This is a genomic window from Halomonas sp. PBN3, from assembly GCF_000475415.1.
Classification (GTDB): domain Bacteria; phylum Pseudomonadota; class Gammaproteobacteria; order Pseudomonadales; family Halomonadaceae; genus Halomonas; species Halomonas shengliensis.
Genome location: NZ_AXCA01000205.1, coordinates 1 through 14,789, shown reverse-complemented (window position 1 = coordinate 14,789; position 14,789 = coordinate 1). Strand labels below are relative to the sequence as shown.

The 14,789-nt window shown below is 71.8% G+C and carries 15 protein-coding genes; 12 read left to right on the top strand and 3 right to left on the bottom strand.

Annotated elements, in window-relative coordinates; all coding sequences use genetic code 11:
- Positions 1-12 precede the first annotated feature (12 nt).
- Complete coding sequence (locus tag Q673_RS33490) at positions 13-636, top strand: LysE family translocator (RefSeq protein WP_023007154.1); 624 nt, start codon at positions 13-15, stop codon at positions 634-636.
- 117 nt (positions 637-753) lie between these two features.
- Here Q673_RS33490 and Q673_RS33485 read toward each other — a convergent pair whose 3' ends face one another.
- From Q673_RS33485 to Q673_RS33475, 3 genes are read right to left on the bottom strand one after another with little or no spacing between them, the layout of a single operon-like run.
- On the bottom strand, positions 754-2,157 hold the full coding sequence (locus Q673_RS33485; protein WP_023007153.1) for a bifunctional DedA family/phosphatase PAP2 family protein: 1,404 nt from the start codon (positions 2,155-2,157) through the stop codon (positions 754-756).
- A gap of 27 nt (positions 2,158-2,184) precedes the next feature.
- Positions 2,185-3,105: a GGDEF domain-containing protein gene (locus tag Q673_RS33480; protein ID WP_023007152.1), complete on the bottom strand. Its 921-nt coding sequence runs from the start codon at positions 3,103-3,105 to the stop codon at positions 2,185-2,187.
- The gene (locus tag Q673_RS33475; RefSeq protein ID WP_023007151.1) at positions 3,098-3,967 is read right to left on the bottom strand and encodes a hypothetical protein; all 870 of its coding nucleotides are present in this window, start codon (positions 3,965-3,967) and stop codon (positions 3,098-3,100) included. The genes Q673_RS33480 and Q673_RS33475 overlap by 8 nt, the downstream gene beginning before the upstream one ends.
- A gap of 100 nt (positions 3,968-4,067) precedes the next feature.
- Here Q673_RS33475 and Q673_RS33470 point away from each other — a divergent pair, with 100 nt between their 5' ends.
- The 11 genes from Q673_RS33470 to lipB all read left to right on the top strand — a co-directional run bounded on the left by Q673_RS33470 (position 4,068) and on the right by lipB (position 14,744).
- Complete coding sequence (locus Q673_RS33470; protein ID WP_023007150.1) at positions 4,068-5,372, top strand: glutamate-5-semialdehyde dehydrogenase; 1,305 nt, start codon at positions 4,068-4,070, stop codon at positions 5,370-5,372.
- Positions 5,369-6,043: a nicotinate-nucleotide adenylyltransferase gene (gene nadD / locus Q673_RS33465; RefSeq protein WP_031218675.1), complete on the top strand. Its 675-nt coding sequence runs from the start codon at positions 5,369-5,371 to the stop codon at positions 6,041-6,043. Before Q673_RS33470 ends, nadD begins: the two co-directional genes overlap by 4 nt.
- A 68-nt stretch (positions 6,044-6,111) precedes the next feature.
- Complete coding sequence (rsfS, locus tag Q673_RS33460; RefSeq protein ID WP_023007148.1) at positions 6,112-6,474, top strand: ribosome silencing factor; 363 nt, start codon at positions 6,112-6,114, stop codon at positions 6,472-6,474.
- Positions 6,471-6,938 carry a 23S rRNA (pseudouridine(1915)-N(3))-methyltransferase RlmH gene (rlmH, locus tag Q673_RS33455; RefSeq protein ID WP_023007147.1) on the top strand — a complete coding sequence of 156 codons (468 nt, stop codon included), beginning with the start codon at positions 6,471-6,473 and terminating at the stop codon, positions 6,936-6,938. The genes rsfS and rlmH overlap by 4 nt, the downstream gene beginning before the upstream one ends.
- Positions 6,939-6,965: 27 nt before the next feature.
- Positions 6,966-8,873, top strand: a complete 1,908-nt coding sequence (gene mrdA / locus Q673_RS33450) for a penicillin-binding protein 2 (RefSeq protein ID WP_023007146.1) — start codon at positions 6,966-6,968, stop codon at positions 8,871-8,873.
- A gap of 3 nt (positions 8,874-8,876) precedes the next feature.
- Complete coding sequence (gene rodA, locus Q673_RS33445; protein WP_023007145.1) at positions 8,877-10,037, top strand: rod shape-determining protein RodA; 1,161 nt, start codon at positions 8,877-8,879, stop codon at positions 10,035-10,037.
- Between the two features lie 36 nt (positions 10,038-10,073).
- The gene (gene mltB / locus Q673_RS33440) at positions 10,074-11,168 is read left to right on the top strand and encodes a lytic murein transglycosylase B (protein WP_023007144.1); all 1,095 of its coding nucleotides are present in this window, start codon (positions 10,074-10,076) and stop codon (positions 11,166-11,168) included.
- Positions 11,165-12,106: a septal ring lytic transglycosylase RlpA family protein gene (locus Q673_RS33435; RefSeq protein WP_235048540.1), complete on the top strand. Its 942-nt coding sequence runs from the start codon at positions 11,165-11,167 to the stop codon at positions 12,104-12,106. Before mltB ends, Q673_RS33435 begins: the two co-directional genes overlap by 4 nt.
- 53 nt (positions 12,107-12,159) lie before the next feature.
- Positions 12,160-13,383, top strand: a complete 1,224-nt coding sequence (locus Q673_RS33430) for a D-alanyl-D-alanine carboxypeptidase family protein (protein ID WP_023007142.1) — start codon at positions 12,160-12,162, stop codon at positions 13,381-13,383.
- A gap of 348 nt (positions 13,384-13,731) precedes the next feature.
- Positions 13,732-14,043, top strand: a complete 312-nt coding sequence (locus Q673_RS33425; protein WP_023007141.1) for an HP0495 family protein — start codon at positions 13,732-13,734, stop codon at positions 14,041-14,043.
- Positions 14,043-14,744 carry a lipoyl(octanoyl) transferase LipB gene (lipB, locus tag Q673_RS33420; protein WP_023007140.1) on the top strand — a complete coding sequence of 234 codons (702 nt, stop codon included), beginning with the start codon at positions 14,043-14,045 and terminating at the stop codon, positions 14,742-14,744. The genes Q673_RS33425 and lipB overlap by 1 nt, the downstream gene beginning before the upstream one ends.
- Positions 14,745-14,789 lie beyond the last annotated feature (45 nt).

Below are 14,789 nucleotides of genomic sequence, written 5' to 3'. Positions count from 1 at the left end.
CAAGGAACCGGTATGCCCAGCCTGTCGCTGCTCTCGGTCTTCGTGCCGACCTTCTTCCTGGTCTCCCTGACCCCCGGCATGTGCATGACCCTGGCCATGGTGCTGGGCATGACCCAGGGGGTGCGGCGCAGCCTGTGGATGATGGCCGGCGAGCTGGTCGGCGTGGGGCTGGTGGCCGCCGCGGCCGGTGCCGGGGTGGCGGCGCTGATGCTGCGACAGCCGGAGCTGTTCGCCCTGTTCAAGTGGCTGGGCGGGGCCTACCTGGCCTATCTGGGCATCATGATGTGGCGCTCGCGGGGGCGCATGGCGATCCCCGAGGAGGGGCTCGCCGTGGCCCCCGCGGGGCGCGCGCAGCTCGCCATGCAGGGCTTGGTGACCGCGGTGGCCAACCCCAAGGGGTGGGCCTTCTTCGTCGCGCTGCTGCCCCCCTTCCTCGACGCCGGGCGTCCGCTGGCCGGCCAGCTGGCGGTGCTGGTGGCGCTGATCCTCACCATCGAGTTCTGCTGCCTGATGCTCTACGCCACCGGCGGCAGCCGGCTGCGTCGCCTGCTGGCACGTGGCGGTAGCGTGCGCCTGCTCAACCGCATCGCCGGGACCCTGATGGTCGGCGTCGGCCTGTGGCTGGCGTTGGGGTAGTCAGCTACAAGGGGCCCTTCGGGCAGCTACAAGCGACAAGGCCCCCAGTGGCCGTCTGCCGTGTGGCTGGCTGTATTCTGGTTTGCAGCTTGCAGCTTGCAGCTTGCAGCTTGCACCTCAGATCGGCGGCAGCCAGGCGATCCGCGCCGCCGCCAGCGCCAGCGAGGCGGCGATGAGCCAGGGCCAGGGGCAGGGCGCCAGGGGGGCGCGGGGGCGTGCCTGCCAGCTCAGCCGCACCAGGGCGCAGACCACCAGCCCCAACAGCGCCCCGCCGACCAGGTCGCTGAACCAGTGCACCCCCAGCACCAGGCGCGACAGCGCCATCAGGGTGGCGGCCAGGATGGCACCCCAGTAGGCCCAGTGGCGCCAGGTCGGGGCTAGCTCGCGGGCGGCGAAGGCGGCGGCCAGGCCGAACAGCACCACCGCGCTGGAGGTGTGGGCGCTGGGGTAGGAGAAGGAGTCCGCCAGGTGGTCGGGTGCCTCGGGACGGGGGCGCACGAAGAGGGCCTTGCCCAGGGTGTTGAGCAGCGCGATGCCGATCAGGCCCCCGGCGACATGGGCGAAGGCGTCCAGGCGGCCTCGCCACAGCAGCCAGGCGCCCCACGGCAGGCACAGGGCGATGACACCGGCGAGGTCACCGATGCGAGCCAGACCCTCGCCGAACAGGGTGAGGGCGGGGCCTGCCAGCCAGGCGAACAGCGCCTGGACGCTGAGGTCCACCGCCAGCGGGCCGTGCCCCTCCTGATGCATCACCAGCAGGGTCCAGCCCGACACCCCGCCCAGGGCGAGCACCAGCAGCAGCAGGCTGGCCAGGGGCACCTCGCCGTCGGCGCTCTGGCGCAGCCAGAGGTTGCGCAGCAGCGGGTGGCGACGGGCCAGGCCGGCGGTGAGCCGGTAGCCCCGTCCGCCTCGCCCGGCGTGGTGGCGCAGCCAGGAGAAGGTCACCGCCAGCCCCAGCAGCATCACCGCCAGCAGCGCCACCAGCTGCTGCAGCGCCGGGGGCACGTCGATCAGCCGCTCCCAGGTGCGCCCCAGTAGGTAGCCCGGCAGCACGTAGGCGGGCGCCCACAGCGCCGCCGAGGCGAGGTTGGCCCAGGTGAAGGTGCGCGGCGACATCCGCAGCATGCCAGCGATCAAGGGCACGATGGGGCGTACCGGGCCCACGAAGCGTCCCAGGAACACCGACAGCACCCCATAGCGACGGAAGAAGCGCGCGCCCCGGGCGAGGAACTCCGGGTGGCGCGACAGCGGCCAGCGCCGGGTGACCCGCTCATGCTGGGTATAGCCGAGCAGGAAGCTCGCCCCGTCGCCTGCCACGGCGCCGAGGAAGGCGGCGGCCAGGGTCGCCGGCAGGGCGAGCTCCTGATGGCCGGCCATGGAGGCGGCGGCGGTGATCAGCAGCACCCCCGGGACCAGCACGCCGACCAGCGCCAGCGACTCGAGCATGGCGATGCCGGCGATGATCAGCAGCAGGAGGGTGGGGGAGGGGGTGAGCTGCTGCAGCAGCTGGACCAGGGTCATGCCGGGGCTCCGCCGGTGGGTCGAGGATCAGCCATCGGCGAGGCGCTGGCCGGTGGCCTCCAGGCGCTGGCGCAGCGCCGTGAAGGTGTGGCCGGGAGTGTGCAGGCAGGTGGCGCCGCGCACCTCCAGGTCGCCGATCTCGGCAAGGCGCCGTGAGGCGGCGGCGGCCTCGATGCGCTGGCGCACCAGCAGCGCGCCGCTCTCGCCGGTGCCGGGCAGCACCAGCCAGAAGGTGGCGGGCTCGAGCCGGCCGAGGCGGTCATGGTCGCGGCTCTGCTCGGCCACCGTGGCGCACAGGGCCTCCAGCAGGGCGCGCCTCGCGGCGCCGCCGAACTGTTCGCCGGCCATCTCCAGCTGGGGCAGGTACAGCACCACCACGGCGAGGCGCTGACCGAGCAGCTCGGCGCGCTCCACCTCGCTCTCCAGCCCCTCCAGCAGCGGCAGCGGCTTGAGCGCGGGGCACTCGTCATCCCGCGGGTCCGTGGCGGCGAGCAGGGCCTGGTGGTGGCGCATGCCCCAGGGGGCGAGGCCGCCGGCCCCCACCAGCGCCAGGTAGGCCACCACGAGTTCCGGGGTCAGCGCGCCGTCGGCCAGCAGCAGCCACACCGGCGCCAGGCTGAGGTTGAGCAGGGTGGCCGGCCCCAGCGGCAGCAGCAGCAGGGTGAGCAGCGCCGGGAGCCCCAGCCACAGCGTCGGCAGCGCCCCCTCCCCGGGCAGCGAGGTGGCGACCAGCAGGTAGCCGCACACCAGCGCCAGGTAGGCGGAGAGGCGCGCGGTCTCCTGCTGGCCGAGGCGCATCAGGGCGGCGATCAGCAGCAGCGGGGCGAGCAGCGCCGGCAGCAGGATGCGGCCGTAGTCGGCCACCAGGTAGTGCCACAGCGCCTGGCCCAGCAGCAGCAGGGCGCCCAGCGCGTAGAGCGCGGCCAGCCGGCGCGGGGTATCAGGCATCGTGGCGCGCCTCCGTGGCCCGGGCGGAGGGTGGCTGACGCTCCAGCTCACGAGTCGCCTCGGCCAGGCTGCCGAGGCGTGCCAGGGGGGTGGCCCGGGTGCGTTCGAGGGGCGCCAGCCCCGCCAGCAGGGCCGCGCGCCGTTGGTCCGCCTGGTCGGGGTCGCGACACACCAGCAGGGCCGCCAGGGTACGGCCGTCGAGGCGGTAGCAGTGCTCGAAGCGCCGCGTCATCTCGCACAGCCGGCGGGCCACGGTCCACAGGTGGCGTCGGCGGGTGCGCAGCAGCAGCAGCTCGGCATGGGTGCCTTCCCGCTGGGCGCGACCGCGCTCGCGGGCCAGGTCGTCGGCCAGACGGGCCCGGGGCCAGAGGCGAAGCCCCGGCACCAGGCTGACCCGGCCCCGGGCCTGGCCGTGGGGCGCCGGCCGCCAGCGGGCGCGGTTGAGCCCCAGCGCCAGCAGCAGGGCCAGGGTCAGCCCCGCGGCGAGCGCCTGCTGCGGGGGCAGCAGGCGCGCCAGCCAGGCCCAGGCGCCGGCGGCGAGCAGCACGTTGAGGGCCGCCATCCAGCCGGGTTGGGGCAGCATCACCAGGGCCGCCCAGGCCCACAGCCAGAACGGGTAGCGGTCGCCGGCGCTCCACAGCAGGGCGACCAGCAGCAGGCTGGGCAGCAGCTGCCAGGGCACCAGGGGCGGGCGGCGGTGGCTGAACTCCACCAGCAGGGCGGTGATGCCGAGCCAGGCCGCGGCCAGGCCCAGCAGCAGCGCCTCGGAGAGGTCCCTCGCCCCGGGTACCATCAGCGCCGGAAACACCCCCGCCAGCAGCAGGTTGGCGCGCAGCAGGCCGACTTTGTACTTGCTCTGCATGGTGGCTTACTATGACTCCCTTTGCGTAGCGTGCCCGGCGGCGTGAGTATAGCGCCGTTCCGGGGCGTCCTGGCCACGCCCACAGGAGACACCTTCCGGCATGACAGCTCAAGTCCCGAGCGATGGCGCCACCGGCGCCGCGGCGATCCACGATATCGATGCCTACATGACCCGGCTGGGCCAGGCGGCCCGCGAGGCCGCCACGACCCTGCGCCGCACCCCCACCGGCGCCAAGAACGCCGCCCTGCTGGCCATGGCCGAGGCCCTCGAGGCGGCGCGGGGCGAGGTGCTGGCCGCCAATGCCCGTGACCTCGAGCGCGGGCGGGCCGGCGGCCTCGACGCCGCCCTGCTCGACCGCCTGGCGCTGGACGACGCCCGTATCGACGCCATGCTCGAGGGCCTCTCCCAGGTGGCGGCCCTGCCTGACCCGGTGGGCGAGATCGACGGCCTGCGCGCCCGCCCCAGCGGCATCCAGGTGGGGCAGATGCGCGTCCCCCTGGGGGTGATCGGCATCATCTACGAGTCGCGCCCCAACGTCACCCTGGAGGCGGCCAGCCTGTGCCTGAAGTCGGGCAACGCCGCCATCCTGCGCGGCGGCAGCGAGGCACGCGACTCCAACGCCGCCATCGCCGCCTGCATCGCCCGGGGGCTTGCCGCCGCCGGGCTGCCGGCGGGGAGCGTGCAGGTGGTGGCCACCACCGACCGCGCCGCCGTGGGCCGGCTGATTGCCATGCCCGAGTTCGTCGACGTGATCATCCCGCGCGGGGGCAAGTCGCTGATCGAGCGCATCACCCGGGAGGCGAGGGTGCCGGTGATCAAGCATCTCGATGGCGTCTGCCACGTCTACCTGGACGCCACCGCCGACCCGGAGAAGGCGCTGGCCATCGCGGTCAACGCCAAGACCCATCGCTACGGCACCTGCAATACCATGGAGACGCTGCTGGTGGATGCCCCCCTGGCCGCGTCGCTGCTGCCGAGGCTGGCCGTCGCCTACGCCGACGAGGGGGTCGAGCTACGCGGCTGCGAGCGTACCCGGGCGCTGGTGCCTGAGGCGCTGGCCGCCGAGGAGGCCGACTGGCACGCCGAGTACCTGGCGCCGGTGCTGGCGATCCGCGTGGTCGACGGCATCGAGGCCGCCATGGCCCATATCGAGCGCTACGGCTCCCAGCATACCGATGCCATCGTCACCGAGTCCTGGAGCCTGGCGCGGCGCTTCCTGGCCGAGGTGGACTCCAGCTCGGTGATGGTCAACGCCTCCACCCGCTTCGCCGATGGCTTCGAGTATGGCCTGGGAGCCGAGATCGGCATCTCCACCGACAAGCTCCACGCCCGCGGACCGGTGGGCCTGGAGGGCCTGACCACCCGCAAGTACGTGGTGTTCGGCGACGGCCAGGTGCGTCGGTGACCCGGCGGGAGGCTGCCCCCGCGCGGGTCGCCATGCTCGGCGGCACCTTCGACCCGATCCACCTGGGCCACCTGCGCAGCGCCGTGGAGCTGCGCGAGGCGCTGGCCCTCGACCGCGTCCACCTGATCCCCGCCAAGGCCCCGCCGCTGCGCGGGGAGCCCCGGGTAGCGCCGGAAACCCGCCTCGCACTGCTGCGCCTGGGGATCGGCGATACCCCGGGGCTGGTGGCCGACGACCGCGAGCTCGCCCGCGAGGGCCCCTCGTTCAGCGCCGATACCCTGGCCTCGCTACGCGAGGAGCTGGGCGAGTCGGCGCGCCTAGTGATGGCGTTGGGTCATGACGCCTTCCTGCGCCTGGCCGAATGGCACGCCCCCGAGCGGCTCTTCGCGCTGGCCAACCTGGTGGTGGTCGACCGCCCCGACTTCGAGGCGCCGCTGCCTGCGGCGCTTGGCGAGCTGATCGCCGGGCGCGAGTGCGCGGATGCCGAAGTGCTGATGGCGCAACCCGCCGGGGGCCTGCTGCGCCTGGCGCTGCCGACGCGCATGGCGATCTCGGCCACCGCACTGCGCCGGCGCCTGGGCGAGGGACGCAGCGTGCGCTACCTGCTGCCCGAGGCGGTGGAGCGGCATATCCTGAGCCATGACCTCTATCGGTCGCCCCGCGCGCACTGAACGCGGCCTGCCAGCCGGCGGTCAAGGCGTTACAATGTCCGTTCAACGACAGCCTGACAGAAGACCCTATGCACATCGACGCACTCAAGACTCTGGCGGTGGACGCGCTGGAAGAACTCAAGGCCAAGGACATCGTCCAGCTCGACGTCTCGCGGCTGACCAGCGTGACCGACCTGATGATCATCGCCAGCGGTACCTCCAGCCGTCACGTGGCGGCGCTGGCGCAGCGCGTGGTGGAGCGGGCCAAGGAGCAGGGCCTGCAGCCACGTGGCGTGGAGGGTGAGGCCGGCGCCGACTGGGTGCTGGTGGACCTGGGCGACGTGGTGGTCCACGTGATGCTGCCCGAGACGCGCCAGCTCTATGACCTGGAGCGGCTGTGGGCGGACCTGCCCAGTGACCTGGAGCGCGACGGCGAGCTCTCCGGGGCATGAGGGTCCGCCTGCTGGCGGTGGGCACCCGCATGCCGGCCTGGGTCGAGGAGGGCGTCGAGACCTACCGCAAGCGGCTGCCCCGGGACTTCGCCCTGACGGTGGAGGAGATCGCCCCGGGGCAGCGCGGCAAGAACGCCGACACGGCACGCGCCATCGCCACCGAGGCGGAGCGCCTGCGGGCCCGCCTGCGCGGCGATGAGCACCTGGTGGCGCTGGAGGTAGGCGGCAAGGCGTGGAGCACCGAGCAGCTGGCCGAGCAGGCCGAGGCGTGGCGCATGGGAGGGCGCGATGTCGCCCTGCTGGTGGGCGGGCCCGATGGCTTGGCCCCCGAGCTCTCCGCCGCCGCCGACCAGCGCTGGTCGCTGTCGCCGCTGACCCTGCCGCATCCGCTGGTGCGCATCCTGCTGGCCGAGCAGCTCTATCGTGCCTGGACCCTGATGGTCGGCCACCCCTACCACCGCTGAGTCGTCCCACGCCGGAGCGGGAGCCCGATGCGCAAGTCTCGTCACACCCTCAAGAGCCCCGAGCAGGAGCTGCGCATCTTCCGCGCACGGGCCCTGCTGGCGGCGGTGCTGGTGGTCGGCCTCACCGGCCTGCTGATGGGCCGCCTGGCCTACCTGCAGGTGGTGAAACACGAGGTCTTCATCACCCGCTCCGAGAAGAACCGGGTGCGGGTCGAGCCGCTGCCCCCCACCCGCGGGCTGATCTACGACCGCAACGGCGTGCTGCTGGCCGAGAACCGCCCCACCTACAACCTCACCCTGGTGCGCGAGCGGGTCGAGGATCTTGACGCCACCCTCGACCGACTGGTGGAGATCCTCGATCTCTCCCCGGAGGAGGCGGAGGCCTTCCGAGTGCGCTCGCGCCAGCGCCAGCGCCCCTTCCAGCCGGCACTGCTGATGAGCGACCTGGACGAGCGCCAGATCGCCCGGCTGGCGGTCAATCGCCACCTGCTGCCCGGGGTCGAGGTGGAGGCCCAGCTGCTGCGCTACTACCCCGACGCCGAGATGATGGCCCATGCCCTGGGCTACGTGGGGCGCATCAACGCCGAGGAGCTCGAGCGCCTGGACCCCGGCCGCTATGCCGGTACCCACTTCATCGGCAAGACCGGGGTGGAGCGCTTCTACGAAAGCGAGCTGCACGGCGAGGCGGGGCTGCGCAAGGTGGAGACCAACGCCCGGGGCCGGGTGCTCCGCGAGCTGGGGCGCACCGACCCGGTGCCCGGCAAGGACCTGACCTTGACCCTGGACAAGGAGCTGCAGCGCCTCGCCTTCGAGCTCCTCGACGGGCGTCGCGGCGCCATCGTCGCCATCGAGCCTGCCAGCGGCGAGATCCTGGCGCTGGTCTCGGCGCCGGGCTTCGACAGCAACCAGTTCGTCACCGGCATCGACGTGGCCTCCTACCGCGGGCTGCAGGAGGACCTCGACCTGCCGCTCTACAACCGGGCGATCCGCGGCCACTATCCTCCCGGCTCCACCATCAAGCCGTTCCTGGCGCTGGCCGGCCTCAAGGAGGGGGTGATCACCCCCGACACTACCATCTACGACCCCGGCTACTACCAGCTGCCCAACGACAGCCGGCGCTATCGCAACTGGCTGCGCTGGGGCCATGGGCGGGTCGACATGGAGCGCTCCATCGCGGTGTCCAACAACACCTACTACTACACCCTGGCCCACGACCTGGGCATCGATCGCATCCATGCGAACATGACCGACTTCGGCTTCGGCACCCGGGTGGCCCACGACGTCTTCGGCGAGAGCGACGCCCTGATGCCCTCCCGGGACTGGAAGCGCGGTCGCTTCAACCAGCCCTGGTACCCCGGCGAGACCCTCTCGGTGGGGATCGGCCAGGGCTACTGGCAGATCACCCCGCTGCAGCTGGCCACCGCCACCGCGGTGCTGGCCAACCGCGGCGACTGGGTCAAGCCGCGCCTGGCCAAGGCGCTGGGCGACGACCCCGTGCCCACGGCGCTGCCGGAGACCCCGGAGGACATCACCCTGGCCAACGAGGGGTGGTGGGATCGGGTCTTCTCCGGCATGGAGAAGGTGATCTCCGGCCATGAGGGGACCGCACGGCGCACCGGCGTGGGGCTCGAGTACCGCATGGGAGGCAAGTCGGGCACTGCCCAGGTCTTCTCCCTGGGGCAGGATGAGAAGTACAACGCCGAGGAGCTCGCCGAGCGCCTGCGCGACCATGCGCTGTTCATGGCCTTCGCGCCCATCGAGGCGCCGCAGATCGCCGTGGCGGTGATCGTCGAGAATGCCGGCGGCGGCAGCACCCACGCCGCCCACCTGGCCCGGGCGATGACCGATGCCTGGCTGCTGGACGAGGAGGAGCCCGATGTGGAGTCCCTGCGTGAGGAACTGGAGGAAGACGATGGCCGCGTGGCGGGGAACTGACCCATGGCGCTGAGCGATCTCACCCGCCCCTGGCGGCCGCGACCGGTCAAGGCCCCGGTCAGCGGCATGCGCCGCCGCCGTGGCCTGTGGGAGCGGCTGCACCTGGACCCCTGGCTGCTGGGGATGCTGCTGCTGCTGATGGGGGCCGGACTGGTGGTGATGTACAGCGCCAGCGGCCAGCGCCTCGAAGTGGTGACCGCCCAGGGGATCCGCTTCGGCGTGGCCCTGGCGGTGATGGCGGTGATCGCCCGCTTCTCCCCGGCGACGATGATGCGCTGGGCGCTGCCCGCCTACCTGCTGGGGGTGATCATGCTGGTGGCGGTGGAGCTGGTGGGCGACATGGGTATGGGCGCCCAGCGCTGGCTGGTGATCCCCGGGGTCATCCGCTTCCAGCCCTCGGAGCTGATGAAGCTCGCCATGCCGCTGATGGTGGCGGCCTACCTGAGCCGTCGGGAGCTGCCGCCGCGGCTGCGGGACCTGGCGGTCTGCGCGCTGATCATCGGGGTGCCGGTGGTGCTGATCGCCCGGCAGCCGGACCTCGGTACCTCGCTGCTGGTGGCGGCCTCGGCGGTGTTCGTGGTGCTGCTGGCGGGGATCGCCTGGCGCATCATCGCCGTATTGGCCGCCCTGGCGGCGGCGGCGCTGCCGCTGTTGTGGATGAACATGCACGACTACCAGCGGCGTCGCGTGCTGACCTTCCTCGACCCCGACAGCGATCCCCTCGGCGCCGGCTGGAACATCATCCAGTCCACCACCGCCATCGGCAGCGGCGGTGTGCTGGGCAAGGGCTGGCTCGAGGGCACCCAGTCGCAGCTGGAGTTCCTCCCCGAGCGCCATACCGACTTCATCGTGGCGGTGCTCGGCGAGGAGTTCGGCCTGGTGGGGATGCTCGCCTTCCTGGTGCTCTACCTGCTGATCGTCTGCCGCGGTCTGTGGCTCGCCGCCGAGGCCCAGGAGACCTTCGGCCGGCTGCTGGCGGGCAGCCTGATCCTGACCTTCTTCATCTACGTCTTCGTCAACGTCGGCATGGTCAGCGGCATCCTGCCGGTGGTCGGCGTGCCGCTGCCGCTGGTCAGCTACGGCGGTACCTCCAGCGTGACCTTGATGGCCGGTTTCGGTATTCTCATGGCCATTCACGCCCACCGCCGCCTGCTGCCGAGATAGCGCCGCGGAGCGGGTGCCGACAGGAGGAGGCCGCACATGACGCCGTCATGCATTCAGGGAAGGAAAGGGCGCCCGCAGGGAACCAAGGGGTGCCTGGCCGCGCTGGCATGTGTCGGGCTGCTGGCCGCGTCGCCGCTGGCCGCCCAGGAGTTCGCCCCCGAGCGCCACGCCGGCGCCCGGGCGCTGGCCGAGGAACTCGCGAGAGAGGGCCTCGACCGCGCCTGGCTGGATGAGGCGCTGGGCCAGGCACGCTACCGCCAGGAGGTGCTCGACGCCATGTCCGGCGCCGCCGAACGTCGCCTGCGTTGGGACGAGTACCGCGCCATCTTCCTCGATGCCGAGCGCATCCATGCCGGGGTCGCCTTCCTCGCGACCCATGCCGACGCCTTCGCCCGCGCCGAGGCCGAGCACGGCGTGCCGCAGGCGATCATCGCCGCCATCCTCGGGGTGGAGACCCGCTACGGTCAGATCACCGGTCGTCACCGGGTGCTCGACTCCCTGGCGACCCTGGCCTTCCACCACCCGCGCCGCGGCGACTTCTTCCGCCGCGAGCTGGGCGCCTTCCTGGAGATCGCCCACGAGCAGGAGGTGCCCGCCGACGAGCCGCTCGGCTCCTACGCCGGGGCCATGGGCTACCCGCAGTTCATCCCCACTAGCTATCGCGCCTACGCCGTGGACTTCGACGACGACGGCCTGCGCGATCTGTGGAGCAACCCGGTGGACGCCATCGGCAGCGTGGCCAACTACTTCGCCGAGCATGGCTGGCGCGCGGGGGAGCCCATCGTCCACGCGGCCGAGGGGCCGTCCATGCCGCCGGCGGGCATCGACTTCAACCGCGCGGCCCGGCCGCCGGCGACCCCGGCCGGTGAACTGCGCGATGCCGGGATCGCGGTGCCCGAGGCGATCGACGACGACCATCGCCTGCTGCCGGTGGCGGTGGAGGAGGGCGAGGGCAACTGGCGCTACCGGCTCGGCGAGCACAACTTCTACGTGATAACCCGCTACAACCACAGCCATCTCTACGCCATGGCGGTGATCGAGCTGGCCGAGGCGATCGCCGCGGCGCGCGGGCGCGAGGCCCACTGGCTCGAGGCGGTGGCTGCCGACGGCGACGAGGAGATGCGCCCATGAGAGCCGCGCCCATGATGCTGCGCTGGTTGCCTATCGCCCTGGCGCTCAGCCTGGCCGGCTGTGCCGGCGGCGGCGGGCCGGCACCCTCGGATAGCGGACAGGCCGCCGGTGCCTCGTCCGGCGGGCGCTACGCCATGTCCGGGGACGCCTATCCCGAGGAGCCACCCGACGTCAGCCGGGTGCCCGACGCGGTGCCCCGCCACGAGCCGCGCTCCCGCGGCGGCAACCGTGCCAGCTACGAGGTGTGGGGCAAGACCTATCACGTGCTGCCCGACGCCAGCGGCTATGTCAGGCAGGGCACGGCCTCCTGGTACGGCGAGAAGTTCCACGGCTACGCCACCTCCAACGGCGAGATCTACGACATGTACAAGATGTCGGCGGCCCACCGCTCGCTGCCGCTGCCGACCTTCGCCCGGGTCACCAGCCTCGACAACGGTCGCTCGGTGATCGTGCGGGTCAACGATCGTGGTCCCTTCCACAGCGAGCGCGAGATCGACCTCTCCTATGCCGCCGCGGCCCGCCTGGATATCCTCGACGCCGGCACCGGCCGGGTGCGGGTCGAGGCGATCGACGTCGATCGCTGGCTGGCCGAGAACGGCACCCGGCAGGGCGGCGCTGCGTCCCGCCCGTCGCCATCGGCTGCCGCACCGGTCGTCGCGCAGCCCGCGACACCCTCCCGCGCGGAAGTCGCGCCCTCTGCCCCGCAGCCGGCCCCGCGCTACCTGCAGGTGGCGGCGCTGGGCTCCGCCGACAGCGCCCACGCCCTGCGCGCGCGCCTGCAGCGCGAGCTGGACCGGCCGGTGCGTATCACCCAGGCGGCCGGTACCCACCGGGTCCAGGTGGGCCCCCTGGCGTCGGGGGACGCTGTCGCCCCGGTGCAGGAGGCCCTGCGCCGTGCCGGCTTCCGCGAGAGCTTCATCGTCAAGGAGGCCGAGTGACCGGCCTCGTTCCTTCTTCTCCGTTTCCAGAACGTCCTGTCGAGAGTCGCCCCATGAAAGCACTGTGTTTCCCGTTCTGTCGCCGCCTGCTGCCGGTGCTGCTGGCCTGCCTGGCGCTGCTGCTGACGCTTCCCGCCCTGGCCCAGGAGGGCCCGACCCCGGACCCGGCGCCCCAGCCGCAGGTCCTGATCCCCTCGCCGCCGCAGCTGGCGGCGAGCTCGTGGATCCTGATGGATGCCGACAGCGGACGGGTGCTGGCCGAGCATAACGCCGACGAGCGGCTGCCGCCGGCGAGCCTGACCAAGCTGATGACCGCCTACCTGGTGGAGCGCGAGCTCGATCGCGGCAACATCGCCATGGATGACACCGTCCCGGTGAGCGAGAACGCCTGGCGCACCGGCGGCTCCAAGATGTTCATCGAGGTGGGGGAGCGCGTCTCCATCCGTGACCTGCTCTACGGCATCATCATCCAGTCGGGCAACGACGCCAGCGTCGCCGTGGCCGAGCACCTGGCCGGCGGCGAGGCGCCCTTCGCCGACCTGATGAACCAGCATGCCGACCGCCTGGGGCTGACCAATACCAGCTTCCGCAACGCCACCGGGCTGCCGGCCGAGGATCACTACTCCTCGGCGCGTGACCTGGCGCTGCTCTCGCGGCATATCATCCAGGACTACCCCGAGCACTATAAGATCTACGCCGAGAAGTACTTCACCTACGCCGATATCCGCCAGCCCAACCGCAATCGCCTGCTGTGGCGCGACCCCAGCGTGGATGGCCTCAAGACCGGCCACACCGAGGCGGCGGGCTACTGCCTGGTGGCCTCGGCCAAGCGCGACGATATGCGCCTGATCTCGGTGGTGATGGGCACAAGCTCCGAGGAGGCCCGCGCCCAGGAGACCCAGAAGTTGCTCAGCTACGGCTTCCGCTACTTCGAGACCCTCAAGCTCTACGACCGCGGCTCGGTGCTGGATACCCCCCGGATCTGGGGCGGGCAGAGCAACCAGCTGCGCGTCGGCGTCGACCGCGACGTGGTGATGACGGTGCCGCGCTCCCGCAACGAAGAGCTCACCGCCGCCCTGGAGGTCCAGCAGGACATCGAGGCGCCCGTCAGCCAGGGGCAGCGGGTCGGCACCCTGGAGGTGCGCCTGGGCGAGGAGGTCGTCGGCGAGCAGCCTCTGGTCGCCCTGGAGGCGATCGAGGAGGGCGGCTTCTTCAAGAAGCTGATCGACCAGGTGCAGCGTTTCTTCAGCAACCTGATCGGTGACTGGTTCGGCTAGGGCTATCTCAGTTAGGAATCCGGCGATAGCGAAAGGCGCCGGGGACAGGTCGAAGAGGGGGCCTATGCCAGGGGTGAGGAGCACTGCTCCGAACGGGCTGGCCATGGATGGCCAGCACCGGCCCTGCAAGCGGAGCAGGACGCGAGAGCGAAGCAGGGCATCGCTAGCGCCCAGGGATGGGTTCACAGCGCCCCATCGACGGTCCGGCGCCCCGGGGCCTGTCGCCGGAAAAGCCTTGAGCGGTGCTCTCCCATCTGCGAAAGCCCTGTTGGTTCGTCTAGTCGCATTGGTCACCCGTCCGGGGGTCGAGTAAAATAGGTTGCCTACTCACGACGACCCGGAATCCGCATGAACGACAAGTCGCTTCGCGACCTGCGTCGCCCCAGTCGCCCGGCCTCGGGCAAGCCGCCCAGGATCACCTTCCCCTGCCGCTACCCACTCAAGGTGGTGGGGGACGCCGCCGAGGACTTCGCCGCGGTGGTGTGCCAGATCGTCAGCCGCCACGACCCCGAGTTCGACGCCTCGCGCATGCAGGTAGTGGACAGCCGCAACGGCCGCTTCCAGTCGGTGCGCCTCTCCATCCATGCCACCGGCGAGGCGCAGCTTCAGGCGCTGTTCGTCGAGCTCAAGGCCACCGGCCGCGTGCATATGGTGGTGTGATGGGCCCAGCCTCTCCCCGGCATGGCGCCGAGCAGCCTGCCATCGAGCTGCATCGCCTCGGGCGACGCCCCTACGAGCCCGTCTGGCAGGCGATGCGCGAGCTTACCGACCACCGTGACCCTGATACCCCCGACCAGTTCTGGCTGGTCGAGCACGACCCGGTCTTCACCCAGGGGCAGGCCGGCAAGCCAGAGCACCTGCTGATGCCCGGCGATATCCCGGTGGTGCAGACCGACCGCGGCGGCCAGGTGACCTACCACGGCCCCGGGCAGGTGGTGCTTTACCCGCTGATCGACGTTCGCCGCGCCGGTCTCGGCGTGCGCCAGCTGGTCAGTGCGCTGGAGAATGCGGTGATCGCCCTGCTCGCCGAGCAGGGGGTGACGGCGCGGGCACGCCCCGATGCGCCGGGGGTCTATGTGGCACTGGCCGGTGGGGGAGAGGCCAAGATCGCCTCGCTGGGGCTTAGGATCCGCCGCGGCGGCAGCTTCCACGGCGTGGCGCTCAACGTCGACGGCGACCTCTCCCCCTTCCAGCGCATCAACCCCTGCGGCTACGCCGGCATGACGATGACGCGCCTCGCCGACCTGGTCGACGACTGTCCTGGCGTGGCGCGTGTCGGGGAGCGCCTGGCCGAGTGCCTGGCGCAGGAGTTGGGCAGGACTCTAGCTTCAAGCCACAAGCTACAAGGAAACCCCTTGTAGCTCAGTGTCTCGGTGAGATGATTCTGCCGCTTGCCGCTTGCCGCT